The 15,578-nt window shown below is 72.3% G+C and carries 18 protein-coding genes; 11 read left to right on the top strand and 7 right to left on the bottom strand.

Annotation, left to right across the window (positions count from 1 at the left end):
- Nucleotides 1-425 precede the first annotated feature (425 nt).
- Both EUA93_RS04080 and EUA93_RS04075 read left to right on the top strand, forming a co-directional pair.
- The gene (locus EUA93_RS04080) at nt 426-1,472 is read left to right on the top strand and encodes a LacI family DNA-binding transcriptional regulator (protein ID WP_129398951.1); all 1,047 of its coding nucleotides are present in this window, start codon (nt 426-428) and stop codon (nt 1,470-1,472) included.
- An 8-nt stretch (nt 1,473-1,480) separates the two neighbouring features.
- Entirely contained in the window at nt 1,481-1,870 is a 390-nt protein-coding gene (locus tag EUA93_RS04075) for a GFA family protein (RefSeq protein ID WP_129398949.1), read from the top strand.
- Here EUA93_RS04075 and EUA93_RS04070 read toward each other — a convergent pair.
- The 3 genes from EUA93_RS04070 to EUA93_RS04060 form a co-directional block, all read right to left on the bottom strand.
- Nucleotides 1,867-2,550 carry a class I SAM-dependent methyltransferase gene (locus EUA93_RS04070; RefSeq protein WP_129398947.1) on the bottom strand — a complete coding sequence of 228 codons (684 nt, stop codon included), beginning with the start codon at nt 2,548-2,550 and terminating at the stop codon, nt 1,867-1,869. The genes EUA93_RS04075 and EUA93_RS04070 overlap by 4 nt on opposite strands.
- 105 nt (nt 2,551-2,655) lie before the next feature.
- A complete protein-coding gene (locus tag EUA93_RS04065; protein ID WP_129398945.1) occupies nt 2,656-3,294 on the bottom strand; it encodes a VOC family protein in 639 nt (212 codons plus the stop codon).
- 81 nt (nt 3,295-3,375) lie between these two features.
- Nucleotides 3,376-4,152: a DUF3109 family protein gene (locus tag EUA93_RS04060; protein WP_129398943.1), complete on the bottom strand. Its 777-nt coding sequence runs from the start codon at nt 4,150-4,152 to the stop codon at nt 3,376-3,378.
- A 26-nt stretch (nt 4,153-4,178) separates the two neighbouring features.
- Here EUA93_RS04060 and EUA93_RS04055 point away from each other — a divergent pair, with 26 nt between their 5' ends.
- The 8 genes from EUA93_RS04055 (at nt 4,179) to proC (ending at nt 11,633) form a co-directional block, all read left to right on the top strand.
- Nucleotides 4,179-5,123 carry a Ppx/GppA family phosphatase gene (locus EUA93_RS04055; RefSeq protein WP_129401070.1) on the top strand — a complete coding sequence of 315 codons (945 nt, stop codon included), beginning with the start codon at nt 4,179-4,181 and terminating at the stop codon, nt 5,121-5,123.
- A 2-nt stretch (nt 5,124-5,125) separates the two neighbouring features.
- Nucleotides 5,126-5,941: a sugar phosphate isomerase/epimerase family protein gene (locus EUA93_RS04050; RefSeq protein ID WP_129398941.1), complete on the top strand. Its 816-nt coding sequence runs from the start codon at nt 5,126-5,128 to the stop codon at nt 5,939-5,941.
- A gap of 10 nt (nt 5,942-5,951) precedes the next feature.
- The gene (locus EUA93_RS04045; RefSeq protein WP_129398939.1) at nt 5,952-6,539 is read left to right on the top strand and encodes a TetR/AcrR family transcriptional regulator; all 588 of its coding nucleotides are present in this window, start codon (nt 5,952-5,954) and stop codon (nt 6,537-6,539) included.
- A 116-nt stretch (nt 6,540-6,655) separates the two neighbouring features.
- Entirely contained in the window at nt 6,656-8,281 is a 1,626-nt protein-coding gene (locus EUA93_RS04040; protein WP_129398937.1) for a peroxidase family protein, read from the top strand.
- Between the two features lie 47 nt (nt 8,282-8,328).
- The gene (locus tag EUA93_RS04035; protein ID WP_129398935.1) at nt 8,329-9,036 is read left to right on the top strand and encodes an ABC transporter ATP-binding protein; all 708 of its coding nucleotides are present in this window, start codon (nt 8,329-8,331) and stop codon (nt 9,034-9,036) included.
- Nucleotides 9,033-9,776: an ABC transporter permease gene (locus EUA93_RS04030; RefSeq protein WP_129398933.1), complete on the top strand. Its 744-nt coding sequence runs from the start codon at nt 9,033-9,035 to the stop codon at nt 9,774-9,776. The genes EUA93_RS04035 and EUA93_RS04030 overlap by 4 nt, the downstream gene beginning before the upstream one ends.
- A 92-nt stretch (nt 9,777-9,868) precedes the next feature.
- Entirely contained in the window at nt 9,869-10,804 is a 936-nt protein-coding gene (locus EUA93_RS04025; protein WP_242497230.1) for a proline dehydrogenase family protein, read from the top strand.
- A 28-nt stretch (nt 10,805-10,832) separates the two neighbouring features.
- Nucleotides 10,833-11,633, top strand: a complete 801-nt coding sequence (gene proC / locus EUA93_RS04020) for a pyrroline-5-carboxylate reductase (RefSeq protein WP_129398931.1) — start codon at nt 10,833-10,835, stop codon at nt 11,631-11,633.
- A 37-nt stretch (nt 11,634-11,670) separates the two neighbouring features.
- On the opposite strand, the gene EUA93_RS04015 is transcribed toward proC, so the two are convergent.
- Genes EUA93_RS04015 through EUA93_RS04000 form a run of 4 tightly spaced genes read right to left on the bottom strand, consistent with a single transcriptional unit; the run spans nt 11,671 to nt 14,120 of the window.
- Entirely contained in the window at nt 11,671-12,600 is a 930-nt protein-coding gene (locus EUA93_RS04015) for a phosphotransferase (RefSeq protein ID WP_129398929.1), read from the bottom strand.
- A gap of 8 nt (nt 12,601-12,608) precedes the next feature.
- Nucleotides 12,609-13,289 carry a TetR/AcrR family transcriptional regulator gene (locus EUA93_RS04010; protein WP_129398927.1) on the bottom strand — a complete coding sequence of 227 codons (681 nt, stop codon included), beginning with the start codon at nt 13,287-13,289 and terminating at the stop codon, nt 12,609-12,611.
- 10 nt (nt 13,290-13,299) lie between these two features.
- On the bottom strand, nt 13,300-13,701 hold the full coding sequence (locus EUA93_RS04005) for a DCC1-like thiol-disulfide oxidoreductase family protein (protein ID WP_207208598.1): 402 nt from the start codon (nt 13,699-13,701) through the stop codon (nt 13,300-13,302).
- A gap of 5 nt (nt 13,702-13,706) precedes the next feature.
- Entirely contained in the window at nt 13,707-14,120 is a 414-nt protein-coding gene (locus EUA93_RS04000; protein WP_129398925.1) for a hypothetical protein, read from the bottom strand.
- Between the two features lie 117 nt (nt 14,121-14,237).
- Here EUA93_RS04000 and EUA93_RS03995 point away from each other — a divergent pair, with 117 nt between their 5' ends.
- Nucleotides 14,238-15,419: an acetoin utilization protein AcuC gene (locus EUA93_RS03995; RefSeq protein ID WP_129398923.1), complete on the top strand. Its 1,182-nt coding sequence runs from the start codon at nt 14,238-14,240 to the stop codon at nt 15,417-15,419.
- The last annotated feature ends 159 nt before the right edge of the window (nt 15,420-15,578 follow it).

Below are 15,578 nucleotides of genomic sequence, written 5' to 3'. Positions count from 1 at the left end.
ACGTGCCGAACCTGTGGACGGAGAGCCGGTTGCTGGGGACGCAGGGGCCTCGTCGGTGGAGAGCCGGTGGAGGAGTCTGCGGAGGAGCAACCGGCGCGCGGAGACCCTTGCGCGCCGCGGCGGAAGGGGCGTAGAACTTCTCCCACGCCGCCCGGCAACGGGAGGCGGGATGGCTCGGAGACGAGGATCCACCCGGACGGACGGCTTCGGCCGGCCGACCGCCGCGACTGGGTGACGCAGGAGCGGGGATCAGCGGGGACGAGGCATCGACCGGAGGTCGTCACATGATCCGGTCACACCGAAGGGCCCTTGCGACTCATACTCGCGAGGGCCCTTCACCCGTTTGGCGGGCGTCGTGGCCGACATCGAGGCCTTATGCTCGCCTCCTTGGATCGGTCAAAGGGACCCGTCGAAGGGGGCAGCAGATGGGGCGCAGCGATCACCGGCTCGGCGGCAGCCAGCTCCCGGCCACGCCCACGACCCTCGCCGACGTCGCCGAGCGCGCAGGCGTCTCCCGCCAGACGGTCTCCAACGCGGTCAACAACCCCGACCTGCTTCGCCCCGACACGCTCGAGCGGGTGCGCCAGACGATCGCCGAGCTCGGCTACTCGCCCAACCGCGCCGCCCGCAACCTCCGCACCCGTACGTCGTCGCTGATCGGCCTGCGCTTCGCCCCGGCCCAGGAGGGCACCGCCAACGCCGCGATGGACCGCTTCGTCCACTCGCTGGTGGAGGCCAGCCAGGAGGTCGGCTACCACGTCCTGCTCTTCCCGGGTGACGACGAGGACCCGATCGGCGGCTACGACAACCTGCTCCGCTCGACCGCGGTCGACGCCTTCGTCGTGACCGACACCTACCTCGGCAACCCGCAGGCCTCCTGGCTGAGCGAGCAGCGTGCGCCGTTCGTCGCCTTCGGCCGGCCCTGGGACGACGAGGAGGCCCGCCACGTGTGGGTCGACGTCGACGGCGCCGCCGGCACCCGGCTGGCCACCCAGCACCTCATCGACCGCGGCCACACCCGCATCGCCTGGATCGGGTGGCGCAAGGACTCCCCGATCGGCGAGGACCGTCGCTCGGGCTGGCTGAAGACGATGCACGCCAACGGCCTGTCCACGACCGGCCTCGCCTCGCGCGTCGAGGACGTCGTCCACAGCGGCGCGGAGGCTGCCGCCGTACTCCTCGACGAGTCCGAGCCGACCGCCTTCGTCTGCGCGTCGGACACCCTCGCCATGGGCGTGCTCCACACGCTCTGGATCCGCCAGCTCGCGCCGGGTCGCGACATCGCGGTGGTCGGCTTCGACGACTCCCAGGTCGCCCAGGTCTTCCCGGTGGGGCTCACGTCCGTGCGGCAGCCGCTCGAGGACGTCGCGGTCGAGATCGTCAACACGCTGAGCCTGCTGCTGACCCACCAGCCGATCGACACCTGGGGCGTCCTGCTCGAGCCGACGCTCGCGATCCGCGAGTCGAGCTGAGCCCGCGCGTGGCGTCCGGCGGCTGCCTGTGCGGCGCGGTCCGCTACGAGGTCGACGGGCCGCTGCGCGACGTCTGGAACTGCCACTGCGAGCGCTGCCGCCGCTGGACCGGTCACCACCTGGCCGCCTCGGCCGCGGCTGCCTCCGACGTGACGGTCGGCGACCCGTCCGCCGTGCGGTGGTACGCCGCCGCCCCGGGCGTGCACTACGGCTCGTGCGCGACCTGCGGCTCGTCACTCTTCTGGAAGGTCGACGCAGAGCCCGGTCACCTGAGCATCGCCGCGGGCACCCTCGACCAGCCGACGGGGCTGGCCACGACGACGGCGTGGTGGGTCTCCGAGGCCGCCGACTACCACCGTCGCGCGGACGGGCTCGTCGAGCACGACCTCGAGGGCTAGTACTGCCGGAACCAGAGGTTGACCGCGTAGTCGACCGTGGTGCCGCTGTGCGAGGCCAGCGCCTCCTCGGCCGCCTCCGGCGGGAGCTCGATGCGGACGACGCTCTCGAGGTCCTCGCGCGAGGCGAAGGACCAGCCCATCTCGATCGGGCGGCGCCGCCAGCCGTGCATCGACCAGAACTGCTCGACCGCGACCGGGTCGACCTCCGGGAAGCCACGGCGGAACCAGCGGCCGAACGTCGAGCGCGTCGGGTCGTTGTCGATCACGAACGCCGTGCCCCCACGCCGTACGACCCGGTCGAGCTCGCGCAGCCCGGGCTCCGAGCCGGGGCCGAAGAAGTAGGCCCAGCGTGCGTGGGCCACGTCCACCGAGGCGCCGGCGACGGGCAGCGCCTGGGCGCCGCCCTCGAGGACGGTGACGTGGTCGAGGGACCGCGTCCGACGACGGGCGAGCGCGACCAGCGGCGGGTGCGGCTCCACGCCGACGACCTGCGTCGCGGTCGAGGCCCACAGGGGCAGGTGGAAGCCGCTGCCGCAGCCGATGTCGAGCACGCTGCGACCGGCCCAGTCGCCGAGCTCGCGCATCGCGGTGGCGATCCGGTCGTGGGGGTCGGCCGCGCGGTTCTCGAGCTCGTAGAGCTCGGGGGTGTTCCAGATGTTGGGTGAGGGTCGAGCCTTCATGTCGCGCTCTCGTGATTCCCGGTCGGCCGGGGATCAATCAACTTGTCAGGCATTGCAAAGGCCGACAACATCAGTGACCCCCGGTCAGCCGGGGATCGCTGACGATCAGATGCGGACGAGCCCGTGGGGGGTCTGCAGCTGGACCGCGACGACGCCGGGGGTGCCGTTGGGGGCGACCCACTCGACCTTCACGTCCTCGAGCGGGGCCTCGACGGTCTCGCCGAGCCACTCGCTGACCCGCTGCGGGTCGCCGGCGATCTCGAGGCAGGCGAGGGAGTAGTCGCCGGTCGCGCCGTTGCTCGGGCGCAGCTCGTCGGGCGACTGCCACTGGATGAAGAAGGGCAGCTGGGGGTCGGAGAGGAGCCCGTTGACGCCGATCTGGCGCCACAGGAGCTCGGTGCCGTCGGGGCGGTGGCGGTTGCCCTTGACCGACTCGCGGCCCAGCCGCGCCTCGATCGGGGCGATGTCGGGGACCGAGACGACCCAGCCCATCCAGCCACCGCCGAGGACCGAGCGCGCGCGCACGGCCTGGCCGAAGGGGGCCTTGTCGCTCGCCGGGTGGTCGAGCACCTCGACGATCTCCATGTAGATGTCACCCGCGAGGGGCAGGATCATGTTGCGGGTGCCGAAGCGGGGGTGCACGCCGCCGTCGATGAAGTCCGTGCCGAGCAGCCCCCCGATGCGCTGGGCGGTGCTGGCAAGTCCATCAGGTCCGGCGGCGAAGCTGACGTGGTCCAGGCGCATGCAGAGATTCTGAGCCCGTTCGCCGGAGGGCTTGACACCGGGGTCGGGTTGTCTTGACGTCGAGCGAATTGGGCGTGACGGTCATCTCGGGTCGGCGGGGTGAAGCGCGAGGACCGACCGCGACCGGACGTGTGCCTCGCAGTGCCGCGACAGCTCGTCGTACCCCTCGCGGCCCATCAGCTCGACGAGCTCGGCCTCGTGGGTGAGGAAGACCGCCTCCGCGGCGACGTGGGCCTCGGTGTTGCCGGAGCAGTACCAGTCCAGGTCGTGGCCGCCCGGACCCCAGCCGCGGCGGTCGTACTCGCCGATCGAGACCTCGGTGTACGTCGTCCCGTCCTGGCGCTCGACGTTGCGGAACTGGCGGCGGATGGGCAGCTGCCAGCACACGTCGGGCTTGGTCTCCAGCGGGTTGCGGCCCTGGCGCAGCGCGAGCCCGTGCAGGGCGCACCCGGCGCCGCCCCCGCCGCCGGCCGGCGCGAAGTCGGTGCGGTTGTGGAACACGCACGCCTGCTGGTCGTCGACCACGACCGCGAGGGTCTTGCGCTCGCCGTCCTCGTCGGTCTCGACCCAGTCCTTCCTCCGCACCGCCCGGCCGGGGTGCAGCTGCCAGTCGTCGGGCGTGAGCTCGGCGACGAACGCGGCGACGCGCTTCTCGTCGTCCTTGTCGGCGAAGTGCGCGCCCAGCGTGCAGCAGCCGACGTCGGGCGCATCGGCGTAGATCCCCTGGCAGCCCTGGCCGAAGATGCACATGTAGCTCGAGGTGAGCCAGGTCAGGTCGCAGCGGAAGACCTGGCTGTCGTCGGCGGGATCCGCGAACTCGACGTACGCGCGGGGGAACACCAGATCGACTTCAGGCACCCACCCACCCTAGTAGCGTGGCTGTCATGCGCCTGGGCGTCCTCGACATCGGATCCAACACCGGTCACCTGCTGGTGGTGGACGCGCACGGTGGCGCCGCACCGCTCCCGGCGTCCTCGCACAAGCAGCCGCTGCGCCTGGCCGAGCACCTCGACGCCGACGGTGCGGTGACCCCCGCGGGCATCGACGCCCTCACCGACTTCTGCGCCTCCGCGACCGAGATCGCCGAGGACAAGGGCTGCGAGGAGATGCTGGGCTTCGCGACCTCCGCCGTCCGCGACGCGGTCAACTCCGACGACGTCCTCGCCCACGTGGAGAAGCACAGCGGGGTCGCCCTCGAGGTGCTCTCGGGCGAGGACGAGGCGCGCCTGACCTTCCTGGCCGTACGCCGCTGGTTCGGCTGGTCGGCCGGCCGGCTGGCGGTCTTCGACATCGGTGGCGGCTCCCTCGAGATCGCCGGCGGCCCCGACGAGGCCCCCGACGTGGCGTGGTCGCTGCCGCTGGGCGCGGCCCGGATGGCGCGGATGTGGTTCCAGGGCGAACGCCCGTCCGAGGACGACATCAAGGAGCTGCGCAAGCAGGTCCGTGCCGCGATCGCCCGCGACGCCGGCCACCTGCTGCGAGGCGGCGTGCCCGACAAGGCGGCGGCCACGTCGAAGACGTTCCGGTCGCTGGCGCGCATCTGCGGCGCCGCGCCGAGCGCCGACGGACCGCTGGTCCCGCGGGTCCTGGAGCTGGCCGCGCTGTCGCAGAAGATCCCGCAGCTGATGGAGCTCTCGGCCGAGGAGCTCGCCGCCCTGCCCGGTGTCTCCCCGAGCCGCACCCACCAGATCGTCCCGGGCGCGCTCGTCGCCGAGGCGTGCATGGACATCTTCGACCTGACCGAGCTGGAGATCTGCCCGTGGGCGCTGCGTGAGGGCGTCATCCTCGAGCGGCTCGACCAGATCTCGGTCGTCACGAGGCTCCGCTGACGATGCCCGACAGCCCGTCCTCACCCGCGATCCCCACGATCGGCCTGTCCACGGCGTCGGTCTACCCCGAGTCGACCGCGCACGGCTTCGGTTGGGCGGCCTCGCTGGGCTACGACGCGGTCGAGGTGATGGTCGGCATCGACTCGCTCAGCCAGCAGGTCGACGCGGTCCGCAAGCTGAGCGACCACCACCAGATCCCGATCTGCGCGGTCCACTCACCCTGCCTGCTCTTCACGCAGCGGGTCTGGGGCACCGACCCGTGGGGCAAGCTGGAGAGGTCGGCCGAGATGGCCCACGAGGTCGGCGCCGACGTCGTGGTCGTGCACCCGCCCTTCCGCTGGCAGAAGGACTACGCCGCCGGCTTCGTCGAGGGCATCGCCTCGCTCGAGGCCCGCACCGGCATCGCGTTCGCCGTCGAGAACATGTACCCCTGGCGCGCGTCCACCCGCCGCGGCATGGAGATGTACCTCCCCGGCTGGGACCCGAGCGAGCAGGACTACGCCAACACCACGATCGACCTCTCCCACGCCGCCATCGCCCGCTCCGACGTGATCGAGATGGCCGACCGGATGGGCGAGAGCCTGCGGCACGTCCACCTCACCGACGGCACCGGCTCGGCCAAGGACGAGCACCTCGTGCCCGGTCGCGGCGTGATGGGCGCGCAGGCCTTCCTCGAGCACCTCGCCGGACAGGACTTCGCCGGCCACGTCGTGCTGGAGATCAACACCCGCCGCGCGGCCACGCGTGCCGAGCGCGAGACCGACCTGCGCGAGTCGCTCGAGTTCGCCCGCGAGCACCTGGGTGTCCCGTCCCGATGAGCCGCGCGCGATGACCACTGCGCGCGGACGCCGCCCGGGCGCCCCGGACACCCGCGCCGAGGTGCTCACCGCCGCACGGACGTCGTTCGCCGAGAAGGGCTTCCGGGGTACGACGATCCGCGCCGTCGCGGCCTCCGCGGGCGTCGACCCCGCGCTCGTGCACCACTACTTCGGCAGCAAGGACGACCTGTTCGTCGCGGCCCTCGAGATCCCCGTCGACCCCCGCGAGGTGCTGGCCCCGGTCGTGGCCGCCGGCCCCGACGGCTCCGGCGAACGACTGCTGCGCACGTTCCTCGGCGTCTGGGACGACCCCGCCGTCCAGCCCGGGCTCCTGGCGATGGTGCGCGCGCTGATCGCCGACGACGACGGCGGGCTGGTGCGCGACGCGTTCATCCCGGTGGTGGTCGGCCCGGTGCTCGCCGGGCTCGTGGCCGATCGTCCCGAGGTGCGGGTCCCGCTGGTCGCCAGCCAGCTGATGGGACTCATCGTCGCGCGCTACCTCGTCGCGCTCCCGCCGCTGGCCCGGATGCCTGCCGACGACCTCGTCGCCCGGGTCGGCCCGACCCTCCAGCACTACCTCACCGGCGACCTCCCCTAGGCGCTGCGACCGTCGGACCGGTGGTCCAGACCTCAGCAGGATCACCGATGCGCGTCCTGCGGGACGGGCGGATGGTGGGCGGACCAGCCACAGCACGTTCTTGGGAGGGATCCGCCATGGCTCCAGCATCCGACCGGCAACAGCAGGCGCCGCGCCACGGGCGCGACGCGTTCTTCATCGTGGGGGAGGGCGTCGCCGGCGACGCCCCCGACCACGCCCTCAGCGCCCGGGCCAACACGAGCGGGACCAGCGCGAGGGCGCTCGTCGCGCCGACCTTCCGCTTCTCGCGCGTCGGGCCCGTCGGCGTACGGCTCCCGGAGGCGACGCTCCGCAAGGTCGCCCTGGCGATGACCGGCGGCTCGGAGACCGACGGGAAGGTGCCGTCCGGCTACACCTACCTCGGCCAGTTCGTCGACCACGACCTCACCTTCGACGCGACGACGGTGGCGTTCGGCGACGACGTCTCGCCGGCCGACCTGCTGCAGGGGCGGTCGCCGACCCTCGACCTCGACAGCCTGTACGGCGCCGGGCCGCTCGACCCGGTCTCGGCGGGGTTCTACGAGGCCGACCGGACCCGGCTCAGGGTCGGCAGGACCACGAAGATCGGCAGCGACGTGGCCCGCGTGGGCTTCGACGTGCCGCGGGTCGGTGGCAACTCCGCCGGCCGCGACCTGGCGGACATCCCGGACCGGCGCAACGACGAGAACCTCGTCGTCGCGCAGACGCACGCCGCGATGATCCGCTTCCACAACCGGGTCGTGGCGGGGCTCGGGCCCGCCACGCCTCCCGGGGAGCGGTTCGAGAAGGCGCGGCGCAAGGTGGTGCTGCACTACCAGTGGATGCTGCGCCACGACTACCTGCCGCGGATCTGCGACGGCGCGGTCGTCAAGGACGTCTTCGCAGGAGGCCGCAAGGTCGTCGAGCCCGGCGCCGACCCGCTGAGCATGCCGACGATGCCGGTCGAGTTCTCCGTCGCGGCCTTCCGGCTCGGGCACTCGATGGTGCGCGAGGCCTACGACTGGAACGCCCGCTTCCCGAACGGCTCCGGCACGCTCGACCTGCTGTTCTTCTTCTCCGGCACCAGCGGCGGCCTCGGCGGCGACCCGACGCTGCCGTCGAACTGGATCGCCGACTGGCGCCGGCTCTACCGCTTCGCGCAGGTCGGGCACGCCGAGCTCAACCCACCCGCGGGCGAGTTCAACCTCGCGCGCCGGATCGACACCCGGCTCGTCGACCCGCTCGCGTTGCTCCCGGCGGGCTCGTTCGGCGGCAGCGTCAGCGACGAAGGCTCGATCCGGGCCAACCTCGCCTTCCGCAACCTGGTCCGCGCTCGCATGATGAAGCTCGCCAGCGGGCAGCAGATGGCAGCCCTGCTCCGCGCGAACGGCGTACCCGTCACCACCTTGACCAAGGCCCAGCTCCGTGACGGGTCGGGCGGGCGCAGCTCGGCGACCCTCGACGGGCTCACCGCGCCGCAGCGCGAGGCCTTCCTCAAGGACACGCCGCTGTGGTTCTACGTCCTGCGCGAGGCCGAGCTCAACGACGGCGTGCTCACCGGCGTCGGCGCGCGCCTGGTGGCCGAGACCTTCCACCGGGCGATGGAGGGCAGCACCTTCTCGATCGTGCGCAACACCGGCTTCCGCCCGAGTCTGGGGGAGAAGGACGGCCGGTTCCGGATGGCCGACCTCCTGCTCGTCGCCTTCGAGGGGCAGGAGGCGCTGCTCGCCCCGCTCGGGGACTGAGGCCGAGAGGGTTGACGCCGGACCGACCCCGTCGCACAATTCAACACATGATGAAAAACGTGGTGGAGGTGCACGACCTGGTCGTCGTGCGCGGAGCGCGGGAGGTGCTGCCCGGCATCAGCCTGGACGTCCCGGCGGGCGTCACCGGCCTGCTCGGGCCGAGCGGGTGCGGCAAGACCACCCTGCTGCGCAGCCTCGTCGGCGCGCAGCGGGTGCGATCGGGCAGCGTGGAGGTGCTGGGGGAGCCGGCCGGCAGCAAGGCGCTGCGCACCCGCATCGGCTACGTCACCCAGGCCGCGAGCGTCTACGACGACCTGACCGTCGCGGAGAACCTCGCGTTCTTCGCCCGGGTCCTGGGCGTCGGCAGCGACGCCGCCGGGGCCGCGGTCGAGGCGGTGGGCCTGGCCGACCACCGGTCCCAGGTGGTCGGTCGGCTCTCCGGCGGCCAGCGCAGCCGGGTGAGCCTCGCCGTCGCCCTGCTCGGTACGCCGGACCTGCTGGTGCTCGACGAGCCGACCGTCGGGCTGGACCCGGTGCTGCGGCGCGACCTGTGGGAGCTGTTCCACCGGATCGCCGACGGAGGGGCCGCCGTGCTCGTGTCGAGCCACGTGATGGACGAGGCGGAGCGGTGCCACCGGCTGCTGCTGATGCGCGAGGGCCGGATCATCGCCGACGGCTCGCCCGACGAGATCCGCGAGCGCACCGGCGCACCCGACATCGAGGGCGCCTTCCTGCACCTGGTGGGTGCGGCATGAGCCCCCGGACCACGCTCGCCGTCGCCGGCCGCGTGCTGACCCAGGTTCGTCGCGACCACCGCACGGTCGCCATGCTGCTCGTCGTCCCGTGCCTGCTGATCAGCCTGCTGTGGTGGATGTTCGACGGCCCGGGGCAGCCCGACGGGATGTTCGACCGCTTCGGACCCGGCCTGCTGGCGATGTTCCCCTTCATCGTGATGTTCCTCGTCACGAGCGTCACGACCCTGCGCGAGCGGAGCAGCGGCACCCTCGAGCGGCTGCTCACGATGCCGATGGGCAGGCTCGACTTCCTCGTCGGCTACGCCCTGGCCTTCGGCCTGCTCGCAGCGGTCCAGTCCGTGCTCGCCGTCGCGGTCAGCGTCGGACTCCTCGGCCTCGAGGTCGATGGCCCGGTCTGGCTGCTCGGCGTCGTCGCGGTCGTCGACGCGGTGCTCGGCACCGCCCTCGGCCTGCTGGTGAGCGCGTTCGCGACGACGGAGTTCCAGGCCGTGCAGTTCATGCCCGCCTTCGTGCTGCCCCAGGTCCTGCTCTGCGGGCTCTTCGTGCCGCGCGCCTCGATGCCCGACGTGCTCGAGGGGATCAGCAGCGTCCTGCCGCTGTCGTACGCCGTCGACGCGATGCAGGAGCTCGTCGCGACCGCCGACCCGGCCGAGGTGTGGCGCGACGTCCTGGTCGTGCTGGTCTTCGCGCTCGCGGCCCTCGCGCTGGGCGCCGCCACCCTGCGACGGCGTACGCCCTGACACCTGAGGACGTGGTGGACGTGTGGCAGCCGGAAAGACGTACGTGGCGTCCTCAGATGTGGCGGGAGAAAGGTCGGGCGTAGCCTTTCGGCATGTCCTTGCTCCGCCAGCCGATCCTCCTCCTCGCCCGCAGCCAGGGGGTCAAGAAGCTCGTGTCGACGATGCCCGTCTCGAGCGGGATCGTGACCAGCTACGTCCCGGGGGAGTCCACCGACGACGCCGTGCGGGCCACGTCCGGCCTGGTCGAGGACGACCTGCGGGTGACGCTCGACTACCTGGGCGAGGACACCACCGACGCCGCCCAGGCCGAGGCGACGGTCGCGGCCTACAAGGAGGTCCTGGCCGACCTCGCGTCGGAGGGGCTCGCGCCGCACGCGGAGGTCTCGGTCAAGCTCAGCGCGATCGGGCAGTTCCTCCCCGACAACGGCCACAAGGTCGCCCTGGAGAACGCCCGCGACATCTGCCGCGCGGCACGCAACGCCGGCACCACGGTCACCCTCGACATGGAGGACCACACCACCACCGACTCGACGCTGTCGATCCTGCGCGAGCTCCGCAAGGACTTCCCCGAGACCGGCGCCGTGCTCCAGGCGATGCTCCACCGCACCGAGGCCGACTGCCGGACGCTGGCCTACGAGGGCTCGCGCGTGCGGCTGTGCAAGGGCGCCTACATGGAGCCCGAGCACGTCGCCTTCCAGGACAAGGTCGACATCGACAAGTCCTACGTCCGCTGCCTCAAGGTGCTGCTCAGCGGCCAGGGCTACCCGATGATCGCTACCCACGACCCGCGGATGATCCAGATCGCCTCGTCCCTGGCGAGCCGCTTCGGCCGGCGCCCGGGCACCTACGAGTTCCAGATGCTCTACGGCATCCGCCCCGAGGAGCAGAAGCGCCTGGCTGCCGCCGGCGAGACGATGCGCGTCTACATCCCCTACGGCACCGAGTGGTACGGCTACCTCATGCGCCGGCTCGCCGAGAAGCCGCAGAACCTCGCCTTCTTCGCCCGCTCGCTGATCAGCAAGAAGTAGGCGCGCCGTCACGAAGTAGATTGGCGCCATGAGCACAGCGATCATCGGCGCCGGCGTGATGGGGGAGACCCTCCTGTCCGGACTCGTCCGAGCCGGGCGCCGGGTCGACCAGCTGATGGTCGGCGAGAAGCGGCCCGAGCGCGCCCGCGAGCTCGAGGAGCGCTACGGCGTGGCCGTGGTCTCCAACCGCGAGGCGGCCGCCAAGGCCGACACCGTCGCGCTGGTGGTCAAGCCGCAGGACATGGGCGACGTGCTCACCGAGATCGCTCCCGACCTGCGCGCCGGCCAGCTCGTCGTCTCGCTCGCGGCCGGCATCACGACCGCCTTCATCGAGTCGCACGTGCCCGAGGGCGTCGCGGTCGTGCGCGTCATGCCCAACACGCCCGCCCTCGTCGACGAGGGGATGGCCGCGATCTCGCCCGGCTCCCACTGCGACGAGTCGCACCTGGCCGAGGTCGAGTCGCTGATGTCCTCGACCGGCAAGGTGCTCCGGATCCCCGAGAAGCAGATGGACGCGGTCACCGCGATCTCCGGCTCGGGCCCGGCCTACATCTTCTTCGTCGTCGAGTCGATGATCGAGGCGGGCGTCCACCTCGGCCTGCCGCGCACTACGGCGACCGAGCTCGTCGTGCAGACCCTTGTCGGCTCGGCCGCGATGCTGCGCGAGACCGGCGACCACCCCGTCGTCCTGCGCGAGCAGGTCACCTCGCCCGGCGGCACGACCGCCTCGGCGCTGCGCGAGCTCGAGGTGCACCGCGTGCGCGCCGCGTTCCTCGCCGCCATGGAGGCCGCGCGCAACCGCTCGCGCGAGCTCGCCGAGGGTTCCTGACGGCCTCGACGACCTCGACGACCCCGCGGGGCCACCGTCACGCCTGTCCGACGGCCTCGCGCACGTCGCCGCGGCCGAGCATCGCCACGCACCAGCCGAAGTGCCCGTCGGAGAGATCGGTCCCGAAGCAGCACGCGGTCACGAGGGCGTACGCCGCACGGTAGGTCGCGAGGCGGGCCGGGTCGTGCCCGAAGGAGGACGTGAAGGCGGCGTCCAGTCGGCGCTCGACCTCCCGCGCCCGGGGACCCCACATGTCGTAGACGCTCGCCGCGACCGCGGCGTCGAAGGCCGGGTCGCCCGCGGTGCTGAGGAAGCCGAAGTCCAGCACCGCCGAGGCCCGCCCGTCCGCGACGAGCACGTTGGCCGCGATCAGGTCGCCGTGGACCAGCGTCGGAGCGGCCGGAGTGAGTGCGTGCAGGGCGGCGATCGTCCCGGCGGCGACCCGGTCGACCTCCGGGAGGGCGGCAGCCAGGGACGTCTCGCACAGCTCGGTGCGGCGGCGCACGAGGTCCGCGAGCTCGAGCTCGAAGGGCCGGGCCGGGCCGAACGCCGGCTCGCCCGGCAGCACCGGGAGCGACCGCAGCGCCGGCGACCCGGGCACCGCCGCCAGGGTGCCCAGCGCCTCGGTCATCGCGTCGACGTCGTGGGTGGTGAGGACGGGCGACGAGCCGTCTGCCTCCCAGAGCGGACGACCGGCCAGCCTCCGCTCGATCGTGACGGAGGTGCCGCCTGCGTCGAGCACGTCGTCGATGCGGGGGAGCGCGGGTCCCGGGCCGGGTGGGTCGATGGCGTCGTAGAACCCGCGCAGCAGCACCAGGTCCTCGTGCGAACGTCGCGACCACACCTTCGCGACGGTGTCGTCGGAGATCGCCACGACGACTCCCTCGATCCCGGCGCCCAGCACGCCGAGGCTCTCGAGTCCCAGCCGCTCGACGGCCGCCACCGCCTCGGCCTCCAGCTCGCGCACGCGACCCCCTACGCGCCGCGCAGCTGGCGGACCACGCCGAGCGCGTCGTCGACCAGCCCGCGCACGAGCGGCAGCCGGGTCAGCCGGACCGACCGGTCCACGAGTGGCACCACGCCGGCGACGAGGGTGCGCGTGCGTCGCTGCCCCGGGCTGTCGTCGTACACCCAGAACAGGACCACGCCCATGTGCAGGAGCCAGAGCAGGTCGGGCAGCTCCGCGCGCAGGGCGGGCGCGACCTTGAGGTCGGAGCCCTCGACCGCGCGACGGAAGAGCTCGGTGCTCGCCTCGCGCGCCGGCGCGGACTCCGGCGAGAACGGGGAGAGCGGCGAGCGCGGGTCGGCGGCGTTGCGGAAGAACTGTCCGCCGAACTCGTGGAAGGGCTCGGCCACGTCGAGGAAGGACTCCATCACCCGGCGCAGCCGCTCGGCGAACTCCGTGCTGTCGTACGCCGACCCGGCCGCGGCCGCGTGGGCGGTCTGGAGCTGGTCGTAGAACGCCTGGACCAGCTCCTCCTTGCCGGCGAAGTAGTAGTAGGCGCTGCCGAGGGAGACCCCGGCCTGGTCGGCGATCGCCCGCATGGTGGTGGCGTCGTAGCCGCCGGCCTTGAACAGGTCGAGCGCCGCGCCCACGATCGCGGCCCGCGTCTGCTCGGCCTTCGCCGATCGCCTGGCTGGCCCCTTGTCCGACACGGACGCCACCCTAGGACGTGGTCCGGCAGCACGCGTCGGTGCACGTGGTCGTGCGGTCGCGCCGCGGCAGCCCGGACATCGCGCTGCGGATGCCGGCGGCGAGGTGGGCCGCACCCCTGGCCATCGGCAGTCGCGAGGGCCGCGCGAGCGACTCTGCGAGCGAGCGGTGGGCGGTCGTGGCCCACAGGCACATGACCCAGGCGTGCGCGCCCTCCCACACCTCGCCGGAGTCGCTGACGACCGTGACCTCGACGAGGGTGCGCTCGTGGTCGAGGTCGGGGAACCGCTTGCGGGCGGCCCACGAGCCGGCCGGCACCAGGTCGATCGGCACCAGGACCGGCTGCCGCGACAGCCAGCCGCTGAAGGTGCGGCACAGCGGGCAGCCGTCGTCGTACAGCACGGTGAGGAGCACGCGCGTCAGCCCTCGTAGGCGGGCCGAGCGCCCATCACGTGCTGCGGGGGCAGGGGCGGGGTGCGGAAGCTCTCCTGGCGCACACGACGGCGGATCGAGTTGAAGACGTAGACGTTGGTGAAGTGGATGAGGCCGAGCACCACCATCACGACACCGACCTTGAGGCTCACCACCTCCATCAGGCTCGGCAGGTCGGTCACCGTCTCGCCGGTGCGCAGGTAGAGCAGCACGAAGCCGACGTTGAGCAGGTAGAAGCCGACGACCAGGAGCTTGTTGATCGCGTCGGCGAGCGCAGTGTTGTCGGCGAAGACGTCCTGCAGGAAGACGCCCCCGTTGCTCGAGAGGGTCCGGGCGACCCACACGGTGAGCGGCACCGTGATCGCGAGGTAGGTGAAGTACGAGGTGGCGGTCCAGTCCATGGTGACTCCTTTGAACGTGTTCAAAAACGATGACAGCGCCACCGTAGCGTATTTCTGAACGTGTTCATATCGGTCCGCCCGTCGGACGTGGCCCGGAGCGCGGGTAACGTCCGCCACATGGAGTGCGAGGGCCCCACGTCGGTCGTGTTCGACCAGACGCTGTGCGAGTACGACTTCGGCCCGGGCCATCCGATGTCGCCGATCCGCGTCGACCTGACCATGCGCCTGGCCGACGAGCTCGGTGTCCTCGAGGGGATCAAGCGCGTCGATGCGCCCATCGCGACCGACGCACAGCTCCTCACGGTGCACGAGCAGGGGCTGCTCGACGCCGTGATGGCGGGCGGGACGACACCCGGCTTCGAGGACTCCTCGCGCGGGCTCGGCACCGACGACGACCCGTGCTTCGCCGACATGCACACCGCCAGTGCCCACGTCGTCGGGGCCAGCATCGAGGCGTTCCGCCAGGTGTGGAGCGGGGAGTCGCTGCACTCGGTCAACATCGCCGGCGGCCTGCACCACGCGATGCCCGAGCGGGCCAGCGGCTTCTGCATCTACAACGACGTCGCGGTCGGCATCAAGCAGCTGCTCGCCGACGGCGCCGAGCGGGTGGCCTACGTCGACATCGACGTGCACCACGGCGACGGCGTCGAGAAGGTCTTCTACGACGACCCCCGCGTGCTCACGATCTCCCTGCACGAGACCGGCCAGATGCTGTTCCCCGGCACCGGCTTCCCGACCGACACGGGCGGTCCCGGCGCCGAGGGCTCGGCGGTCAACGTCGCGCTCCCGCCCGGCACCTCCGACGCGGGCTGGCTGCGCGCCTTCCACGCCGTCGTACCCCCGGTCCTGCGCGAGTTCCAGCCGCAGGTGCTCGTCACCCAGCACGGCTGCGACTCGCACATGAACGACCCGCTCGCGCACATGATGCTGAGCATCGACGGCCAGCGCGCCGCCTACCTCGCGCTCCACGAGCTCGCCCACGAGGTCGCGGGCGGCCGGTGGGTCGTCACCGGTGGCGGCGGCTACTCGGTCGTCGACGTCGTGCCGAGGGCGTGGTCGCACCTGCTCGCGATCGCGTCGGGCCGCCCCCTCGACCCCGCGACCGAGACGCCTCCGGCGTGGCGGGCGTACGTCGAGGAGGTGCTGGGCGCGACGCCGCCGCACCGCATGACGGACGGTCGGACGCCGGCCTACCGCGACTGGTCGGGCGGCTACGACCCGGACGCGTGGCTGGACCGGGCGATCAACGCCACGCGCACCGAGGTGTTCCCGCTCCACGGCCTCGATCCGCTGCCCTGAGCCCCGGCGGTCCAGACCGCGGCCGACGTCGATCGGGGCGGCGCAACTCGACACGCCGCTCGTCCCACAAGTTTCTCTGCCATTCCTCTTCCCCACGCGTCACACAAGCCCTAGTCTCAGCCGGAGCGGCACGCCTGTGACGCCGGTGGGGAAGCCGGC

This window comes from Nocardioides oleivorans (assembly GCF_004137255.1).
GTDB classification, from domain to species: Bacteria; Actinomycetota; Actinomycetes; order Propionibacteriales; family Nocardioidaceae; genus Nocardioides; species Nocardioides oleivorans.
The sequence above is the reverse complement of the archived record's forward strand: the minus strand, read 5'-3'. Positions and strand labels throughout refer to the sequence as shown.